Below are 16,530 nucleotides of genomic sequence, written 5' to 3'. Positions count from 1 at the left end.
AAGGGCGCCGGAAGTTTCTCGGATCGGCCGGAATTCGACTGCGTACATCCCGCGATCCTGGGCATCCGAGCCCTAGGTCGCCCGGGGATCCCCCCCCACCCCGGGCGCGGCGTCTCCGCCGGCGGCTCCCGTCCCCCCGGGCCGCCGGCGGAGCCGTGTCCGGCGCCACCCGCCGTACGCACAGGCGGACCTGGACGAGCGGAGTGGAAGAAACCGCCCGACTCGCGGGTCCCCGTCCGAGGGAGCCGACGGCTCCGCCGCGCCTCAACCTCCCAGCCGCACCGGGATCTCCTGCCAGCCGTGGGAGATGCACGACGGCACGCGGCGCAGGTCGTCCACCGGGCAGGCCAGGCGCAGGGCGGGGAAGCGGGAGAACAGGGCGGGCAGCGCGGTGAGCGCCTCCAGCCGGGCCAGCGGCGCCCCGACGCACCGGTGCACGCCGATGCCGAACGCCAGATGGTCCTCGGCCCCCCGCGCCGCGTCGAAGACGGCCGCGTCCGGGCCGTAGTGCGCCGGATCCAGGCCCGAGGCGGCGTACGTCGTGATGATCGCGTCCCCGGCCGAAATCGTCACGCCCGCGACCGTCAGCTCCTCCACCGCGAACCGCAACGGCAGCGCGGAGACGGACGGATGCACCCGCAGCGTCTCGTCGACCACCGCGCCCCAGCCGATCTCCCCGGCGCGCACCGCGGCCAGCTGCCGCGGATCGGTCAGCAGGGCGACCACCGCGTTGCCGAGGAGATTGACGGTGGTCTCGAATCCGGCGCCGACCACCAGCAGCAGCGTGTGCAGCAGCTCCTCGTCCGAGAGCCGGTCGCCGTCCTCGTCCCGTACCCGGATCAGCTCGGTGGTGATGTCGTCGCCCGGGCGGGCCCGCCGGTGCGCGATCAGCGCGCCGAGCACCGAGCCGACCCGTTCGTGTACGGAGGCCGCGAACTCGGGGCTCGGGTCGGAGGTGTCCATGAAGTCGGCGATGAGACGCGCCGCCTCCGGCCGCAACTCCTCGGGCACGCCGAGGAGGTCGGAGATCATCCGCATCGGCAGGGGCTGCGCGAGCGCGTCGCGCAGGTCGACCACGCCGCCGTCGGCGCCCGCGGCCTCGAGCGCGTCCAGCAGCTCGGCCGTCAGCGCGGCCACCCGGGGCCGCATCGCCTCGGTGCGCCGGTGGGTGAAGCTCGGTGCCACCAGCCTGCGCAGCCGGGTGTGGTCGGTGCCGTAGGTGGTCAGCATGTTGACCACGCCCACCCAGTTGGCCATCCAGCCCCAGGACGGGTGCCGGTCCAGCTCCGGCCACAGCCGCCAGTGCCGGCGGGCGTCCTTGCTGACCCGGGGATCGAGGATGAGGGTTTTGAGGGTGTCGTAGCCGGTGGGTGCCCAGGCGGGGATGCCGCCGGGCAGCTCCACGGGTACGACGGGCCCGAGGGCGCGCAGCCGGGCGCTCTCCGCGGCGATGTCGGAGCCGAAGGGGTCGAGGGCGATACGGTCGGTGACGGTCACGACGGTCTCCAGACTGGTCGGCCTTGCCTGGGGCGGTTCCGGTCCAGTACATCGCGTCACCGGCCGTGTGCACACCGCTTCGGTGTCATCAGGCCAGGAATCAGGCCGAGTTCGGCTCCCCACCGGCCCCCCGCGCCCCGGTGGCCCCCGGCGTCAGCACCAGCATGGTCGCGTCGTCGCGGACGCGGTAGTGGCGTCGTACCAGGTCCGCCCACACCGCGCCGGGCAGCTCGGCGGACGGGGTGCCGGCCAGGGCGGTCAGCCGCTCGGGCAGCGGATAGAAGGCACCGGCGGCGTCCCGGGCCTCCCACACGCCGTCGGAGGCCAGGAACAGCCGGTCACCCGCACGGAGCGGCACGGTGACCTCCTTCGGCGGGTCGACGCCGACCAGCCCGATGCCCAGCGGCGGTGCGGGCACGACGCCCACCTCCCGCGCCGCTCCCGGGCGCACCAGCACCGGCGGCGGATGCCCGCAGGCGATCACCCGTACGGCCGCGCCGTCGGTGAACTCCAGCAGCAGGGCCGTCGCGAACAGCTCCGCGTGCCCCTCGTCCGCCGAGTCCACCGCCAGCCGGCGGTCCAGCCGCGCCGCCACCGATTCCAGGTCGGGCTGGTCCAGCGCGGCCTCCCGGAACGCCCCCAGCAGCGACACCACCGTGGCCACCGCCGTCAGCCCGTGCCCTTGTACGTCGCCCAGCACCGCCCGCACCCCGTACGGCCCCGCGCGTACGTCGAAGAAGTCCCCGCCCACCAGCGTCCCGTCCTGCGCCGCCCGGTAGTGGGACGCGCACCCGACCCGCCCGACCCGGTCCGGCAGCGGCGGCAGCACGGCCCGCTGCACCGCCTCGCCGATCGCCCGCTCGGTGTCCAGCTGGGCGTCCCGGCGGCTGCGCACGTAGGAGACGAACACGCTCAGCGCGGCCACGAACACGACGGTCAGCAGATCGGTGTCGCCGGGGCGGTTCAGATGGGTGACCGGCAGGGTGAGCACCGTGACCACGCCCACGCCGAGGACCCCGGTGGTCAGCGGGCCGTACGACAGGACCGCCAGCGGCGGGATCGCGCCCAGCAGGAAGCCGAGGTCGCGCGCGTGGGGCGTGATCAGCGTGGCCGAGCCGACGGCGGCGAGCAGCAGGACGGGCAGCACACGGACCCACCACGGCGGTGGCGCGCCGCGCAGCCAGCCGCGCTCCTCCCGGTTCCCGCGCGGCCACCGGCCGCGCACCGACTCCACATCCCCAAGCTACGCCGCCGCGGGCTCCGGGCGCCCGCGCGGAAAACCGGTGGACGGCCGCCCGGCCGACCGCCTAGCCTGGGCCCGCCACGCCCGAACCGGACGGAAGAAGGAGGCGAGTGTCATGCAGGACAGCAGCAGTCGGCGCTCCCCCCTCCCCGTGCCCCGGGCGTGTCACGTCTGAATGACGAGGATCCGCTGATCCGACCGGGAGCGTCGCCCATCCCACGCATCCCGGAGGAATCCATGACCGGCCTGGTCATCCGCGCGCTCGACGACAGCAGCGCGCACCTGTTCCACACCATGCCCGACCCGCTCGCCCTGGGCGACCGGCACCGCCGCACCCGCTACCGCCCCGACTGGCAGCGCGTCGCCCTGCGCGACGGCCGCACCGTGGCCCGCGCCGCCTGGTGGGCCCGGCCGGAGGACCCCGAGCCCCTGGTGATCAACTGGTTCGACGTCGCCGAGGGCGAGCAGGAGGCGGGCGCCGCACTGCTGCGGTCGGCGCCCTGGCGGACCCCCGAACTCGAACTCGACCTGCCCGCCGGCTGGCGGGACGACCCCAGCATGCGGGCGGCGGCCGACACCCGCGCCGCCGCCGCGCACCAGGCCGGCTACGCCCCCCTGGTGGAGCGCTTCGTCTACCGCTGGACCCCCGACCGGGGCCTGCCCGAACGGCCCGGACGGCTCGTGTTCACCGCCGAACCGGACGACACCGTCTTCTACGACCTGTTGCGCCGCATCCACCGCGGCACCCTCGACGCCCACGCCCGCCGGGCCGTCGAGCGGGACGGCGTGGACCGGGCGGCCCAGGAGGACCTGGACGTCTTCCACTGGTTCCCCTCGCCCCGCGACTGGTGGCGGCTCGCCCGCACCCCGGCGGGCGAGCCGGTCGGCATCCACATCCCGGCCCGCAACCCCTCCGGACCCTGCGTCGGCTTCATCGGGGTGGTGCCGGAACAGCGCGGCCACGGCTACGCCTACGACCTGCTCGCCGACTGCACCCACTTCCTGGCCGGACAGGGCGCCCGGTTCATCGCCGCCGCCACCGACCAGGGCAACCTCCCGATGGCCGCGCACTTCACCACGGCCGGCTACCCCGTCGTACGTGAACGCGTGAACTACTGGACCACGCCCGGCGCCCGGTAGAGAGCGGCCGCCTACTCTCCGGCCGTGAGCCGGGCCTCGGCCGTGGCCAGGATCTCGGTGACCCGGAGACCGAACGCGGCGTCGCAGGGGTGCGGGCGGCCCGTGCCGGCGGCCCGCACCAGCGCGTCGGCGGCACGGGAGAGCGCGGCGACCGCTCCTTCCGAGCTGCCGGGCATGACCGACACGCCCGCCTCGCCCCGCAGCTCCACCTCGGCCCCGGCCGCCGCCGCCGGGGCCGTCAGGCTCAGCGTGAGGGAGCTGGACGCGCCGGTGGCGTGGTCGAGCACCAGGTGGACGGTGTCCCCGGGACCGTGCGCCGCCGCCACGACCTGCCGTACGTCACCGAGGACCGGCAGCAGCACCGACAGGGCGTGCGGGCCGACGTCCCACAGTGCGCCCTTCTCCCGCCGCCACGGCGAGGCGGCGAACGGGCTGTCGCTCGTGAAGACCGCGCCCAGCCAGTGCGCCCGCGCGGTGAACCAGCCCGCGACGGCGGCCTGTTCCTCGACCCAGGCATCCGGCTCCTTCTGGAAGCGCACGGTGAAGAACACCACCGACGCCACCCCGGCCCGCTCCACCGCCTCCACCACGGCCCGTGCCCCGGCGGCCGACACCGCCAGCGGCTTGTCCAGCAGCAGATGACGGCCCGCGCGGGCCGCCCGCACCGCCAACTCCGCCTGCACGGACGGCGGCAGGGCCACCGCCACCGCGTCCACGTCGGCCAGCAGCGCGTCCACGTCGGCGTACGCGGTGACCCCGTACCGCTCCGCCAGCTCCGTGGCCGCCTCCGGCCGGCGGCCCCAGACCCCGGCGAACCGGAGCCCGGGATGTCCGGCGAGGGCGGGAGCGTACGTCGCCCGCGCCCACGGGCCCGTCCCCAGCAGTCCGATGCGCATCTCGCGTTCCCCTCTCACAGCCGTTTCCCGCCTCTTCAGGAGGGTGCGCCGCGCTCGCCCCGCGCACACCCGTCACCCGTAGGCCCTTCCCCCGCGAGCCACTTGGCGATGGTGGCGGCGATCGGCTGGCCGGTGTCCATCTCCACGAAGCCGAACTGGCCGGACTGGTTGCACTCCAGGAACCACCAGACGCCGTCCGCGTCCTCCGCGAAGTCGAAGGCGCCGTACGCCAGTTCCGCGCCCGCCATGTACCGCAGCACGCCCTCGGCGACGCGCGGTGGCACCTCCGCGGGCTGCCAGGGAGAGACCGAAGGGGCGAACCGGACGTCCACGTCGTCCGGGTGGGCGTCCGGGTCGGCGGGTTTGCGGGCGGCCAGCAGCGTGTCGCCGACGACGGTGAGCCGGATGTCGGCCCGTTTGGCGATCCGCCGTTGCAGCAGGGTCGGGCCGTAGGCCACCGCGGTGAAGTCGGTGTCCGGCGCGACCCGGCTGGTCGGCACGGACCGGGGCGGCTCCTGCGGATGCGCCCCGGAGACCGGCTTGACCACCAGATCCGGGAAGCGTTCCGCGAACTCCCGCGCCGCCTGCGGGAACGTCGTGATGAGGGTGGCCGGCACCGCGAGGCCGCTGCGCTGGGCCAGACCCAGCTGCCAGGGCTTGTGCCGGGCACGGCGGGCGGCGTCCGGATGGTTCATCCAGCGGGCGTCGCCGCACCGCAGCATGCCGTACAGCGCCTGCGACGACTCCTCCGTCAGCCAGGCGGAGGGCTGGGCGGCCCGGGCGGCCGGGGTGCCCGGTCTGCGCACCCAGACGGAGCGCAGACCGTCCATGCTCACCAGGCGCCCGCCGACGGACAGATGCCCCCGGCAAGCGCCCCGTACGTACTCGCCCGACAGCGCCACCCCGTTGGTCAGATCGGCGGGGTCGAGCCGGACGACGGGCACGCCGGCCTCGCCCAGCCGGAGGACCACCATGTCCGCCGTCACGTCTTCCTCACTGGTCAGGATGAGTACGGTCATCTGTGGGGATCCGCGGCTCAGTCGTCGAAGTGTGTCTTGGAACCGGCGGTCGAGGTCGTGGTCCCCAGTGCTCGCAACGTCGCGTGGTCGGTCGCGGCGATCCGCCCGTCCGGGAGGACGTTCAGTTGCAGTCCGGAGTCGTACGCGTACGGCGTGGTGACGTCCAACTGCACAGCGGGGCGCGCGTAGTTGAGCGTGAACGGTTGCATGGTCTCTCCCTGATTAGGCTTTCACGTCCTTATACGAATCGAACGAGTGATTGGTTTCCTCACTCTCCGTGACCACGGCGCGGAGCGCCGTGGACTCCTACCGCGCGAGTGTCTCCCGCGCCGCCGTCAGGGCCTGTTCGGCGTACCCGCGCCCGAACAGCACCGCGTGCACCAGCAGCGGGAACAGCTGGTGCAGGGGTACCCGGTCCCGCCAGCCGTCGGCCAGGGGGGCCGCCTCCTGGTAGCCGGCCAGCACCCGGTCCAGGTGCGGGCAGCCGAACAAGTGGAGCATCGCCAGGTCCGTCTCCCGGTGTCCGCCGTGCGCGGCCGGGTCGATGAGCCGGACCTCGCCGTCGGCGCCCCACAGCACATTGCCGTTCCACAGGTCGCCGTGCAGCCGGGCGGGCGGCTCGGCCGGACCCGCCACCTCCGGCAGCCGCGCGCAGACCCGCTCGAACACGCCCGCCTCGGCCGGGCGGAGCGTGCCGCGGTCGACCGCTTCGCGCACATAGGGCAGCACACGGTGCTCGGCGTACCAGGACGGCCATTCGGTGCCCGGCGCGTTGCGCATGGGGGCCAGGCCGATCCAGGCGTCCTCGGGCCCGCCGGGCGGCGCCGCCCCGAAGTGCGGCGCGCCCGCCTTGTGCAGGGCGGCGAGGTCCTGACCGAAACGCAGCGCCGCGCCGGGGCCGGGGGAGCCGGTCGGCACCCGCTCGGTCACCATCCAGTGTTCGTCGTGCCCCAGTACCGCCGGCACCCGGACCGCGCCCGCGGCGCCCAGCCAGCGCAGCCCCGCCACCTCGGCGCGCACCGCCCCGGGGCCGTCGCCCCGCTTGACCATCACCGGTGTCCCGTCGTCCAGCAGCACCTCGGCGGGCGTGCCGGACGGCGGCCGGGTCCCGGTGGCGGTGCGCCCGGTGAGCCGGGACGCCACCTGTCCTGGATCCTCTTCACGGTTGACCACGGCCCCAGGGTACGGCCCCCAACAAGGGTGCCTCGGCAGGCAGTTCAACCATTGATACGACTGGTGTCGGACAAACGGATGAGGTCGGCGGCGAAGGATCCGAGCCGCTGCCGAAGACCGCCGGACCTCAGCGGCCGAGGGGCCGCGTCCCCCGGGTCACCCCCGTCGGATTCCCGGCCGGCAACAGCCCCGACTCCGCCACCGCGCCGGCCATCGGCTCCAGCAGCGCGGCCAGCCGCTCGGTCCGCTCGGCACCCAGCACGGTCCACGGCCGCTCGGCCGCCGCGTCGGTCAGCGCCTCGGTCTCCGCGCGCAGGGCCGCGCCCGAGGGGGTGAGCGAGCCGTCCGCCGCGAGCCGGCCGTCCGCGCGCAGCCGCGCCTCGGCCGCCGCCCACTCCTCCCGCGGCCACTTCCGCGTCTCGCGCAGCAAGTCCCCGTCGGACTCGCCGGCCGCCGCCTTGAGCACCATGGCCTCCACGGGTCCGAGCCCCAGGCCGACCAGCACCGCCACATGGGAGTCGCCCCGGTGCTCGCGCAGGGTCGTCAGGGCCTGCCACAGCCGGGCGGCGGGCCGCTCCGGACGCTCGAGGGCCTGGTTGGCGGCGCCCAGCACCCTGCCCGTGGTGTCCGCCGCCGCGGCCGCCTCCCACGCGAGGTCCGCGGCCTCCGCGAAGGCGGCACCGCCGACCACGTCCGCGCCGAACAGACGGGACATCGCCGCGTCCATCGCGTCCAGGCGGGCCGCCAGCACCTCCTCGGGAGCCGCGTACGCCCAGGCGTCCGGCAGCGCCCGGGTCACCCGCGAGGGGTGGAAGACGTAGAAACAGCTCGTCACCACCGACGGGGACACCGCGCCGAGCGGGGCGGCGCGCAGCGCGAAATACCCCATCCAGAACCCGCGCAGCCCGAGGGCGTCCGCCGCCCGGTGCGCCTCCGGCGCGAAGTACACGAGGTCGTGCACCGGCTCGTACCGCTCCCACAGGGCGCGCGCCCTTCCGTCCGCCACCGGTTCCTCCCGCCGCGTCGGCCTGCCGTGCTGTCGGCACCAGCCTGCTTTATGACGCCGGTCATAACAAGGGGCCCGCCGTCATCCGGAGCCGGTCCGGACGCGGGCGCCGGCGTTCACGGGCGGGCCTTGTGCGCTCACTCCGGCAGGCGTACGGACGCGTCGGCCATTGACCCGGACGAGGGGTCGCCAAGCGGGCGCGCTGGGGCAGACGGGTGGCATGGTGACCCGGCTGGGCGGCTCGGATGGTGGGCGCCGGGGGCCTCACTGACGGTGGTTCATGTCAGGACCGGGTCCATCCAGCTGATGAGGTATCCGCTGCCCGGTCACGGCGGAAGGACATCACTATGCGCTCTGCCCGCATGCTCCTGGCGACGGCGGCCACCACGGCCGCCCTCGCCTTCGCGACGCCCGGAGCCGCGTTCGCCGTTCCCAGCGAACACGACAGCGGTCGTGACGACTCCTCGTACAGCAGGGAGCACGACAGCGACTCCGGCCGTGACAAGGGATCCGACAGCGACGACGACAACGACTACGGCAACAAGCGCGACAGCGGAGGGGAACACGACGGACCACGCGGCGGAATGCACACGGGTGGCGGAGCGCTCGCCGCGGTGCGCAGCGGCAGCTGGGGGTCGGAGGACGACGACAGCAGGTTCGACCCCGAGAGCTACCGCGACAAGGGCGAGGAGGACGACGGCGAGGAGAAGGGCGACAAGGAGGAAAAGGGCGGCGGCAAGGGCAAGGGCGGCCGGAGCGGCAAGAGCGAGTGGGGCGAGGACGACGAGCGCGAGAAGCCGCGCGGCGGCATGCACACCGGCGGCGGCGCGCTCGCCACGCCCGGGGTCACCGCGGGCGGTCTGGCGGTGCTGGCCGTGGCCGCCACCGGCGCGTACACGCTGCGCCGCAAGAAGGCCACCGGCCCGGCGTCCTGACGGGCCGCCGCCGTGCGCCAGGGTTGCGGGCCCGCCGTGTGCCAGGGGCGCGGTCAGCGGTGCGTCAAGGGCCGCGGACACCGCCGTGCGTCAGGGGGTGCGGACACCGTCGCCACGCCGACCGCGCCGACGGCCCGCGCCTCCACACCGCGCCGGGACCGCCACCACCCCGTCGCCACGTGCGGCGGTACCCCGCCGGTGGCCCGTGCGCTGGGATGGCCACTGCCCGTCTCCGCGCGGGGTGTCCCGTTGGTGGCCTGTGCTGCCCGCAGGGCGCCGGACCGCCATCGTTCGGCTCCGCGCGCGTTGGTGCTCCGCCGGCGGCCCACGCTCCGTGCGGTGCCGGGACGGCCGTCGCCCCCTCCGCGCGTCGGTGCTCCGTCGGCAGCCTTGCCCGCGCCGCCACCGTTCGCCCTGGCGCTCGCTGGGCTCCCGTCGGAGGCTCGCGCCCCCGCAGCGTGCCGGGACCGCCATCGCCCCGCCCCCGCCCGGGACGGTGCCCCATCGGCGGCCCGCGCACCGCGCCCGCACCGCCCAGGTGTGCGACGGTGCTCTGCCGGTGTGCTTCCTGCTCCGATCCCCGTGCTGCCGTGCCCGAGTGAGGTGGTGTCCGATGGCAGCAGATCCTTCCGCGACCTCCCCGGCGTCGGCGGACGACCGGCGCTCCGGCTCCGGTGGGCGGCTGACACTGTGGGGGGTGGCGGCGGTCCTCCTCGCCTTCAGCCTGTTCGGCGGTCACCAGCCGGCCGGTGAGCCCGGGCCGCCCCGGGCGTCGAGCGCCGGTGCCGGTTCCGGCGCCGCCGCCTCGGCCGGCCCCCGGCAGGCGGGCGAGGCACTGCCCCGGTCCACGCCGACCCGGCTGCGCATCCCGGCGATCTCCGTGGATGCCCCCTTCACGACCCTGGCCCTCGGTTCCTCGGGCCAGCTGGAGCCGCCGCCCGCGGGCGACACCAACCTCGTCGGCTGGTACGCCGACGGTGTCTCGCCCGGTGAGCGGGGCACCGCGATCATCGCCGGGCACGTCGACACGGTGACCTCGGCGGCCGTCTTCGCCAACCTGGACCGGCTCGAGGCCGGGGACCGGTTCTCCGTGGAGCGGGCCGACGGGCGTACGGCGGAGTTCGTCGTCGACAGCGCCGAGACCTTCGCCAAGGACGACTTCCCCAGCGAGCGGGTGTACGCCGACGCCGACCGCCCCGAGGCCCGCCTCATCACCTGCGCCGGGGACTACGACCGTACGGTGCGCGACTACACCGACAACCTGGTCGTCTTCGCGCACCTGGTCTGAGCCGCCGCGGTCACGGGTGGCCGGGCCACGGTCAGGCGGCCGGCCCGGCCGCGAACGGCCCGTCCGGGGCGAACGCCAGCGCCGCGAACCGTTCGCCGATCCGGCGGTGGCCGGCGGTGTCCGGGTGGAGGCCGTCGGGCAGCGGCAGCTCGGCGAAGTCGGCCTCGCCGTACAGCTCCCGGCCGTCCAGGTAGTGCAGCCGGGTGTCCTCGGCGGCCCGTTCGCGCACGATCCGGGCCAGCTCCTCCCGGACGACCCCCAGGGTGAGCTTCCCGGCCGCCCGCTCGGCGGGATCCCCGGTGGCCCGGTACCGCAGCCGTCCCGCGCCCAGGGCCGCCAGGTCCATGGCGGTGGGGCCGGGCGTGTCCTCGTGCATCGGGCACAGGACCGGCGAGACCACGAGCAGCGGCGTGTCCGGGTGGCCCTCGCGGACGGTGTCGAGGAAACCGTGTACGGCGGGGCCGAAGGCGCGCAGCCGCATCACGTCGGCGTTGACCACGTTGATGCCGAGCTTGACGCTGATCAGGTCGGCGGGCGTGTCGCGCAGGGCGCGGGCCGTGAACGGGTCGAGCAGCGCGCTGCCGCCCAGCCCGAGGTTGACCAGCTCGACTCCGCCCAGGGACGCGGCGAGCGCCGGCCAGGTGGTGGTGGGGCTCGCCGCGTCGGAACCGTGGCTGATCGAGCTGCCGTGGTGCAGCCACACCCGGCGGCCGCGGTCCGGTACGGGTTCCACGGGGGCGTCGGCGCGCAGCGCGACGAGTTCGGTGGTCTCGTTGTGCGGCAGCCAGATCTCCACGTCCTTGACGGTGTCCGGCAGACCGGCGAAGCGCACGGTGCCCACGGGGCCGGGCCGGTGCTCGGCGGAGCCGGTGGCCAGGTCGACGGTGAGGGTGTCGCCCTCGGTGAGGGAGGCGCGGCCGGCCGGGCGGCCGTCCACCAGCAGCTCGTAGACGCCGTCCGGGCGGGGCGGAGCGCCGGTGTAGACCCGTTTGGTCGGCAGGGTGTCCAGCTCGACGGCGGTGGCGCGGGTGCGGAAGACCAGCCGTACGCCGGAGGGCTGGGACTCGGCCAGGGCCAGCTGCGGGTCGGCGCACTGGGCGCGGGCCCGGGCGGGCAGCCGGTGCGGCAGCAGCCCGCGTGCGGTGCGCTCCAGTTCGAGGGCGCCGCGGATCAGGCCGGCGGTGAGGGAGATGGTGTGCATCGTGTCTGCCAAGGGGTCTTCAGGGGCGGGCGGGCCAGTTGCGCAGCAGGGAGTCGAGGGCGTCCAGGATCCGGGCCCAGGACTCCTCGGAGTCGGGCGCGCTGTGGGCGAAGCCGCCGGCCGTCTCCAGGCTGACGTAGCCGTGGAAGACGCTGCCGAGGAGGCGTACGGCGTGCGTCTGGTCCGGTTCGGCGAGGTCGTAGCCGCGCAGGACGGCGCGGTTCAGCTGGGCGATGCGGACACCCGCGCTGCCGGCCGCCGTCGCGTCGTCCAGCGGGTGGCGGGCCGCCGTGTAGCGGCCGGGGTGGGCGCGGGCGTAGTCCCGGCAGACGTTCGCGAAGGCGGCGAGGGCGTCCTTGCCGGACCGGCCGGCCAGTGCCTCGGCGGCGCGGTCGGCCATCTCCTCCAGGGCGAGCAGCGCGATCCGCGTCTTCAGGTCCTGGGAGTTGCGCAGGTGCGAGTACAGGCTCGCGACCTTCACGTCGAACCGCCGGGCCAGCGCCGAGACCGTCACCTGGTCGAAGCCGACCTCGTCGGCGAGTTCCGCCCCGGCCCGGACCAGCCGCTGCGTGGTCAGGCCCGCACGCGCCATCATCTTCTCTCCCGTCTGTCGGAGAGGAGTATGGAACTTCCTAAAGGGTTTAGGCAAACGCGATCAACGTTTAGGGGGCGAGGCGAAAGAGGGCGGCGCCGTGGGCGGGCAGGTCCACGGTGAGGTGCCGGCCGTCGTGCGGGACGTCGGCGTGGGTCCACAGCTGGCGGATCCGGTCGGCGGGGCGGGCCCCGGCCGAGCCGAGCGGCACCTCGTACCGGCGGGGTTCGCCGGCCAGGGAGAAGACGGCGGCGTACCGGGTGCGGCCGTCGGTGTCCCGGGCGGTCCACAGCACCAGGCCGTTCTCGCGGAGCACCTCGCGGTTGCCGGTGCTGTGCCACAGCACGGCCAACGCCTCGTCGTTGGTGAGCAGTTCGATGGTCTCGGGCGGGCTGGTGGGCAGGTCGCCGCCCATCATCAGCGGCGACCGGGCGATCAGCCACAGGGTGAGCAGGCTGATCTGCTCGGGGCGGGTCAGGGAACACAGCCGGTCCGTGCCGCGTTCGGCGCGGATCCCGATCCGGCCGAGGGGCAGCATGTCGGCGTCCGCCCAGCCCGCCTCGCCCTGCCAGGGGGCCCATCGGGCCATCCGGGCGAACTGGGCCTCCACGTCCGCCCAGCGGTCCCACAGGTCGTCGCAGACGCGCCACATGGTGGCGTGCTCCCGCAGGTGCTCCAGACGGGCGAGGGAGACGTCGGTGCCGGGGGAGAGGCTCAGCTCGACCGGCCGTCCGCAGCGCTCGACGGCCCGCGCGTACGCGGCGATCTCCCGTTCGTGGTACGGGAACAGCATGTCGTCGGCCTTGACGAAGTCCACGCCCCACGCGGCGAACTGCGCCACCTGGGAGTCGTAGTACGCCTGGGCGCCCGGATGGTTGTGGTCCAGGCCGTAGTTGTCGGTGTTCCACGGGCACACGGAGGCGGTGTCGGCGATCTCGTCGGCGGTGAACTCCGTGCCGTACACGGGCAGGCGGGCGGCCACGGCGCGGCGCGGGATGCCCCGCATGACGTGCAGGCCGAAGCGCAGCCCCAGCTCGTGCACCCGGCGGGCCAGCGGTGCGAAACCCGCCCCGCCGGCGGCGGACGGGAACCGGTTCGGCGCCGGGAGCTGCCGGCCGTACGCGTCCAGGACCAGCGGGGCGTCCGGGTTGTAGCCGTGTGCGCGGGCCGTCGGCTCGTACCACTGGATGTCCACGACCACGGTGTCCCAGCCGTACGGCAGCAGCCGGCGGGCCATGAACTCCGCGTTGGCCAGCACCTCCTGCTCGGTGACGGTGGGTCCGTAGCAGTCCCAGCTGTTCCAGCCCATCGGCGGCCGCAGCCGGCGTGCGGGGAGGGGTCGGTCCACGGTGGTGTCCTCTCGGTCCGGCCGCCCAAGGGGGTCCGGACGGTGACGAAGGAGCGCGGTGGAGGTGCCTGACACCCACTTTTTTGTGGGTACTTGGCAGACCCGGCCGCCCGGGAGAAGCTGTTTCCCGAGGTCAGGGGCTGCCGGAAGACGGACAAGGAGGTGACAGCCGGCGGCCCGTCAGGACGCCGCCTCGCTCGCGCGGAGCAGGTCCAGACGACGGTGGCCCCACTCGGCCAGCGGGTCCAGTGCCTTGGCGAGGTCGCGGCCGAACGCGGTCAGCGAGTACACGGTCTTCGGCGGCAGCACATCGTGCACCTCCCGGTGCACCAGGCCGTCCTGTTCCATCTCGCGCAGCGCCTGGGTCAGCACCTTCTCACTCAACCCGGCCAGCCGGCGGCGCAGTTCGGCGGGCCGGTGCGGGCCGGACTCCAGCAGCCACAGCAGCGACGTCTTCCACTTGCCGTCGATCACGGCGATCGCGGCGGTCACTCCGCAGACGTTCGGGTCCTGGGCACGGCTGCGCGTCATCGTCGTCCTCTTCGTCTTCCCCGCGGCCCTCCGGCCGCTCTTCTCCACTGTTCACGATCAGCACATACGGGAGTCGCAACATGTCAACAGCCGTGAATCTTCCTGCCGTCACCGTGCTCGGCCTCGGCCCGATGGGCCGCTCGCTGGCGGGCGCGTTCGTCAAGGCCGGCCTGCGGACCACGGTCTGGAACCGCACGCCCGGCAGGGAGGGGGACCTGGCCGAGCGGGGCGCCGTCGTCGCGGCGACGGCCGAAGAGGCGGTGGCCGCCTCGGAGTTGATCGTCATCTGTGTGGTCAACTATGACGCCTCGGACGGGATCCTGCGCCGCGAGGAGGTCACCCGCGCGCTGAAGGGCCGTACCGTGGTCAGCCTGACCGCCGACACCCCGGCCCGGGCCCGGGACACCGCCGAGTGGGCGGCGGCCCATGGCATCGGCTACCTGGACGGCGCGATCATGACGCCGGCCCCCAGCATCGGCACCCCGGAGGCCGTCTTCCTGCACAGCGGACCGCGCGACCTGTACGCGCGGTACCTGCCGGCGCTGGAGGCGCTCGGCGGGACGCACACCCACCTGGGGGAGGAGACCGGGCGCGCGGCCACCTTCGACATCGCGCTGCTCGACATCTTCTGGACCGCGATGGCGGGTTACGCACACGCCGTGGCGATCGCCCGGGCGGAGGGCGTCACCGCCGGGGAACTGGCCCCGTTCGCCCAGGGCATCGCCACGATCCTGCCGCCTCTGTTCGAGGAGTTCGCGCGGGACGCCGACGACGGCACCTACTCCGGTGAGATCAACCCCATCACCTCGGCGGCCTCGACCATGTCCCACGTCGTCGCCGTCTCCGAGTCCCACGGCATCGACGCGGGCGTGATGCGCTCCGTGGAGGGACTGGCCCGCCGCGTCATCGGGCTGGGCCACGGCGGGGACGGGTTCATGCGGGTGGCGGAGATGCTGGGACGGCACTGATCCAGGGCGGGCGGGCCCGGCCGGAGCGGGGGATGCCCGGGGGGCCGGGCCCCCGGCACGGCCGCGTCCCGGCTCAGTGCGGCCGCACACCCTCGAAGACGAGGTCGAGCAGGCGTGCGGTGGTGTCCGAAGGGGCGGCCGTCTCACTGACCCAGGCGACGGCCGTGGCCAGCCGGATCAGCTCGGGCGCGGTCAGGTCGGCCCGCACCTGTCCGCGTTCCCGCGCCCGTTCCAGCAGTCCGGCGGCGGCTTCCTCGACGGCCCGGCAGCGCGCGCCCAGGGGGCCGTCGGCGCTCCGCGCGGCCTCGGCGTAACGGACGGCGAGTCCGCGGTACCGGGTGATGTGACGTACGAGCGCGGACACCCACTGCCGCAGGAAGTCCGGGTCGTCCGGGCTCCCGGGCAGCTCGGCGGCCAGGGCCGCGAGCCCGTCCAGACTCCGGCCGACGACCTCGGCCGTCAGCGCGTCTTTGTCGGGGAAGTGGCGCCACAGGGTCCCCGGGCCCACTCCCGCCCGCCGGGCGATGTCGTTCATCGACGCCGCGTCGGTTCCCACCTCGTCGAAGAGCGCGGTCGCCGCCTCGACCAGGCGGGCCCGGTTGCGGCGGGCGTCGCTGCGCCTGGGCTGGGCCGTCATCGGGTCGTCCTCCTCTGCTTGTACCGGAGTGCCACTCCGGTACTATCCGGAGTGGCACTCCGGATTCTAAGGGGGAGGTGGCGCATGGAGTCGGCTCTGCCGTCCATCGGCACGGTAGGACTGTGGGTACCCGGCATGGATCTGCGGCCGCCGGCCGAGTCCGCCCGGGCGGCCGCCGAGGCCGAGGCGCTCGGATACGGCGCGCTGTGGCTCAGCGAGGGGCTGGTCCGCGACCCGTTCATGGAGGCGGCCACACTGCTCGGCGCGACCCGTTCCCTGGTCGTGGGCACGGGCATCGCGGTGATCTGGGGGCGTCACCCGCGCGTGATCAGGTCGCAGGCCCGGGCGCTGCTCGATGCCCATCCGGGCCGGTTCGTGCTCGGTCTGGGGACCTCCCACGCGCGGATGGTCGAGGGCGTGCTGGGCCTTCGCTATGAACGGCCCCTCGCCGCGCTGCGCGAACACCTCGACCGCCTCGACGAACCCGACCCCGTCCTGCGACTGGCGGGAATCCCGGACGGCCCGGCACCCCGGGCGCCCAGGGTGCTCGCCGCACTGGGCCCGCGCGCCCTCGCGCTCGCCCGGGACCGGTCGGCAGGCGCGTTCTCCTACCTCGTCACGCCGGAACACACGGCCGACGCCCGCGCGGTACTCGGCCCGGACCGGGTGCTGATCGTCGAACAAGCCGTGGTCACGGGGCTGCGCACCGACGAGGCACGGGACAGGGCGCGCGCCCACATCGCCGGCTATCTGCCCGCGGCACCGTACCGGGCCTCCTGGCGGCGGCTGGGGTTCGAGGACGCGGACTTCGCCGGCGGCGGCAGCGACCGCCTGGTCGACGCGCTGGTCGCGATCGGCGAGCAGGAGATCATCCAGCGGGTGCACGCCCACCTGGCCGCGGGTGCCGACCATGTGTGCCTCCAGGCACTGCCCGTGGACCCGGCCGCGCTCCCGCTGGACCAGTGGCGCAGTCTGGCCCACCTCGCCCGGTGACCGGGCCGGGCGGCCCACCCCGCCCCGGCGGGCGGCCCCGAGGGCACCGGCGGTTGCTTCCTG

17 protein-coding genes are annotated in these 16,530 nt (G+C 74.7%); 5 read left to right on the top strand and 12 right to left on the bottom strand.

The annotated features are described in order from the left end of the window. Positions 1 to 264: 264 nt before the first annotated feature. On the bottom strand, positions 265 to 1,497 hold the full coding sequence (locus HB370_RS04910; protein ID WP_030784505.1) for a cytochrome P450: 1,233 nt from the start codon (positions 1,495 to 1,497) through the stop codon (positions 265 to 267). Between the two features lie 100 nt (positions 1,498 to 1,597). Beyond that, positions 1,598 to 2,731 (bottom strand): PP2C family protein-serine/threonine phosphatase, encoded by a 1,134-nt coding sequence (locus tag HB370_RS04905; RefSeq protein ID WP_051815758.1) that lies wholly within the window; start codon positions 2,729 to 2,731, stop codon positions 1,598 to 1,600. A gap of 246 nt (positions 2,732 to 2,977) precedes the next feature. Here HB370_RS04905 and HB370_RS04900 point away from each other — a divergent pair, with 246 nt between their 5' ends. After that, the gene (locus HB370_RS04900; protein WP_030784511.1) at positions 2,978 to 3,880 is read left to right on the top strand and encodes a GNAT family N-acetyltransferase; all 903 of its coding nucleotides are present in this window, start codon (positions 2,978 to 2,980) and stop codon (positions 3,878 to 3,880) included. An 11-nt stretch (positions 3,881 to 3,891) separates the two neighbouring features. Here HB370_RS04900 and HB370_RS04895 read toward each other — a convergent pair whose 3' ends face one another. The 5 genes from HB370_RS04895 to HB370_RS04875 all read right to left on the bottom strand — a co-directional run bounded on the left by HB370_RS04895 (position 3,892) and on the right by HB370_RS04875 (position 7,974). Further along, a complete protein-coding gene (locus HB370_RS04895) occupies positions 3,892 to 4,776 on the bottom strand; it encodes a Gfo/Idh/MocA family oxidoreductase (protein ID WP_030784514.1) in 885 nt (294 codons plus the stop codon). Positions 4,777 to 4,811: 35 nt separating this feature from the next. After that, positions 4,812 to 5,795, bottom strand: coding sequence for an ATP-grasp ribosomal peptide maturase (tgmB, locus tag HB370_RS04890; RefSeq protein WP_030784517.1), 984 nt, complete (start codon positions 5,793 to 5,795; stop codon positions 4,812 to 4,814). Between the two features lie 17 nt (positions 5,796 to 5,812). Next, entirely contained in the window at positions 5,813 to 6,004 is a 192-nt protein-coding gene (tgmA, locus tag HB370_RS04885) for a putative ATP-grasp-modified RiPP (protein ID WP_020938095.1), read from the bottom strand. 97 nt (positions 6,005 to 6,101) lie between these two features. Continuing rightward, on the bottom strand, positions 6,102 to 6,938 hold the full coding sequence (locus HB370_RS04880) for a fructosamine kinase family protein (RefSeq protein ID WP_037701901.1): 837 nt from the start codon (positions 6,936 to 6,938) through the stop codon (positions 6,102 to 6,104). Positions 6,939 to 7,095: 157 nt separating this feature from the next. Beyond that, a complete protein-coding gene (locus HB370_RS04875) occupies positions 7,096 to 7,974 on the bottom strand; it encodes a hypothetical protein (protein WP_030784525.1) in 879 nt (292 codons plus the stop codon). 347 nt (positions 7,975 to 8,321) lie between these two features. On the opposite strand from HB370_RS04875, the gene HB370_RS04870 reads away from it, so the two are divergent. Together HB370_RS04870 and HB370_RS04865 are read left to right on the top strand one after the other, a co-directional pair. Beyond that, positions 8,322 to 8,909, top strand: a complete 588-nt coding sequence (locus HB370_RS04870; protein ID WP_030784528.1) for a hypothetical protein — start codon at positions 8,322 to 8,324, stop codon at positions 8,907 to 8,909. Between the two features lie 613 nt (positions 8,910 to 9,522). Next, the gene (locus tag HB370_RS04865) at positions 9,523 to 10,197 is read left to right on the top strand and encodes a class F sortase (RefSeq protein ID WP_030784532.1); all 675 of its coding nucleotides are present in this window, start codon (positions 9,523 to 9,525) and stop codon (positions 10,195 to 10,197) included. 31 nt (positions 10,198 to 10,228) lie between these two features. On the opposite strand, the gene HB370_RS04860 is transcribed toward HB370_RS04865, so the two are convergent. From HB370_RS04860 to HB370_RS04845, 4 genes are all read right to left on the bottom strand, one after another. Next, positions 10,229 to 11,398, bottom strand: coding sequence for a GDSL-type esterase/lipase family protein (locus HB370_RS04860; protein WP_030784535.1), 1,170 nt, complete (start codon positions 11,396 to 11,398; stop codon positions 10,229 to 10,231). A gap of 19 nt (positions 11,399 to 11,417) precedes the next feature. Next, positions 11,418 to 11,990 carry a TetR/AcrR family transcriptional regulator gene (locus tag HB370_RS04855; RefSeq protein WP_030784538.1) on the bottom strand — a complete coding sequence of 191 codons (573 nt, stop codon included), beginning with the start codon at positions 11,988 to 11,990 and terminating at the stop codon, positions 11,418 to 11,420. Between the two features lie 70 nt (positions 11,991 to 12,060). Next, positions 12,061 to 13,338, bottom strand: coding sequence for a glycoside hydrolase family 27 protein (locus HB370_RS04850; protein ID WP_030784541.1), 1,278 nt, complete (start codon positions 13,336 to 13,338; stop codon positions 12,061 to 12,063). 180 nt (positions 13,339 to 13,518) lie between these two features. After that, positions 13,519 to 13,869, bottom strand: a complete 351-nt coding sequence (locus HB370_RS04845; protein ID WP_030784544.1) for a helix-turn-helix domain-containing protein — start codon at positions 13,867 to 13,869, stop codon at positions 13,519 to 13,521. A gap of 80 nt (positions 13,870 to 13,949) precedes the next feature. Here HB370_RS04845 and HB370_RS04840 point away from each other — a divergent pair, with 80 nt between their 5' ends. Beyond that, positions 13,950 to 14,837, top strand: a complete 888-nt coding sequence (locus HB370_RS04840) for an NAD(P)-binding domain-containing protein (RefSeq protein ID WP_030784546.1) — start codon at positions 13,950 to 13,952, stop codon at positions 14,835 to 14,837. Between the two features lie 73 nt (positions 14,838 to 14,910). Here HB370_RS04840 and HB370_RS04835 read toward each other — a convergent pair whose 3' ends face one another. After that, positions 14,911 to 15,474 (bottom strand): TetR/AcrR family transcriptional regulator, encoded by a 564-nt coding sequence (locus HB370_RS04835; protein WP_030784549.1) that lies wholly within the window; start codon positions 15,472 to 15,474, stop codon positions 14,911 to 14,913. Positions 15,475 to 15,558: 84 nt separating this feature from the next. Here HB370_RS04835 and HB370_RS04830 point away from each other — a divergent pair, with 84 nt between their 5' ends. Further along, complete coding sequence (locus HB370_RS04830; protein ID WP_030784552.1) at positions 15,559 to 16,467, top strand: TIGR03620 family F420-dependent LLM class oxidoreductase; 909 nt, start codon at positions 15,559 to 15,561, stop codon at positions 16,465 to 16,467. The last annotated feature ends 63 nt before the right edge of the window (positions 16,468 to 16,530 follow it).

Source organism: Streptomyces sp. DSM 40868 (assembly GCF_011820545.1).
Taxonomy (GTDB): domain Bacteria; phylum Actinomycetota; class Actinomycetes; order Streptomycetales; family Streptomycetaceae; genus Streptomyces; species Streptomyces eurythermus.
The sequence above is the reverse complement of the archived record's forward strand: the minus strand, read 5'-3'. Positions and strand labels throughout refer to the sequence as shown.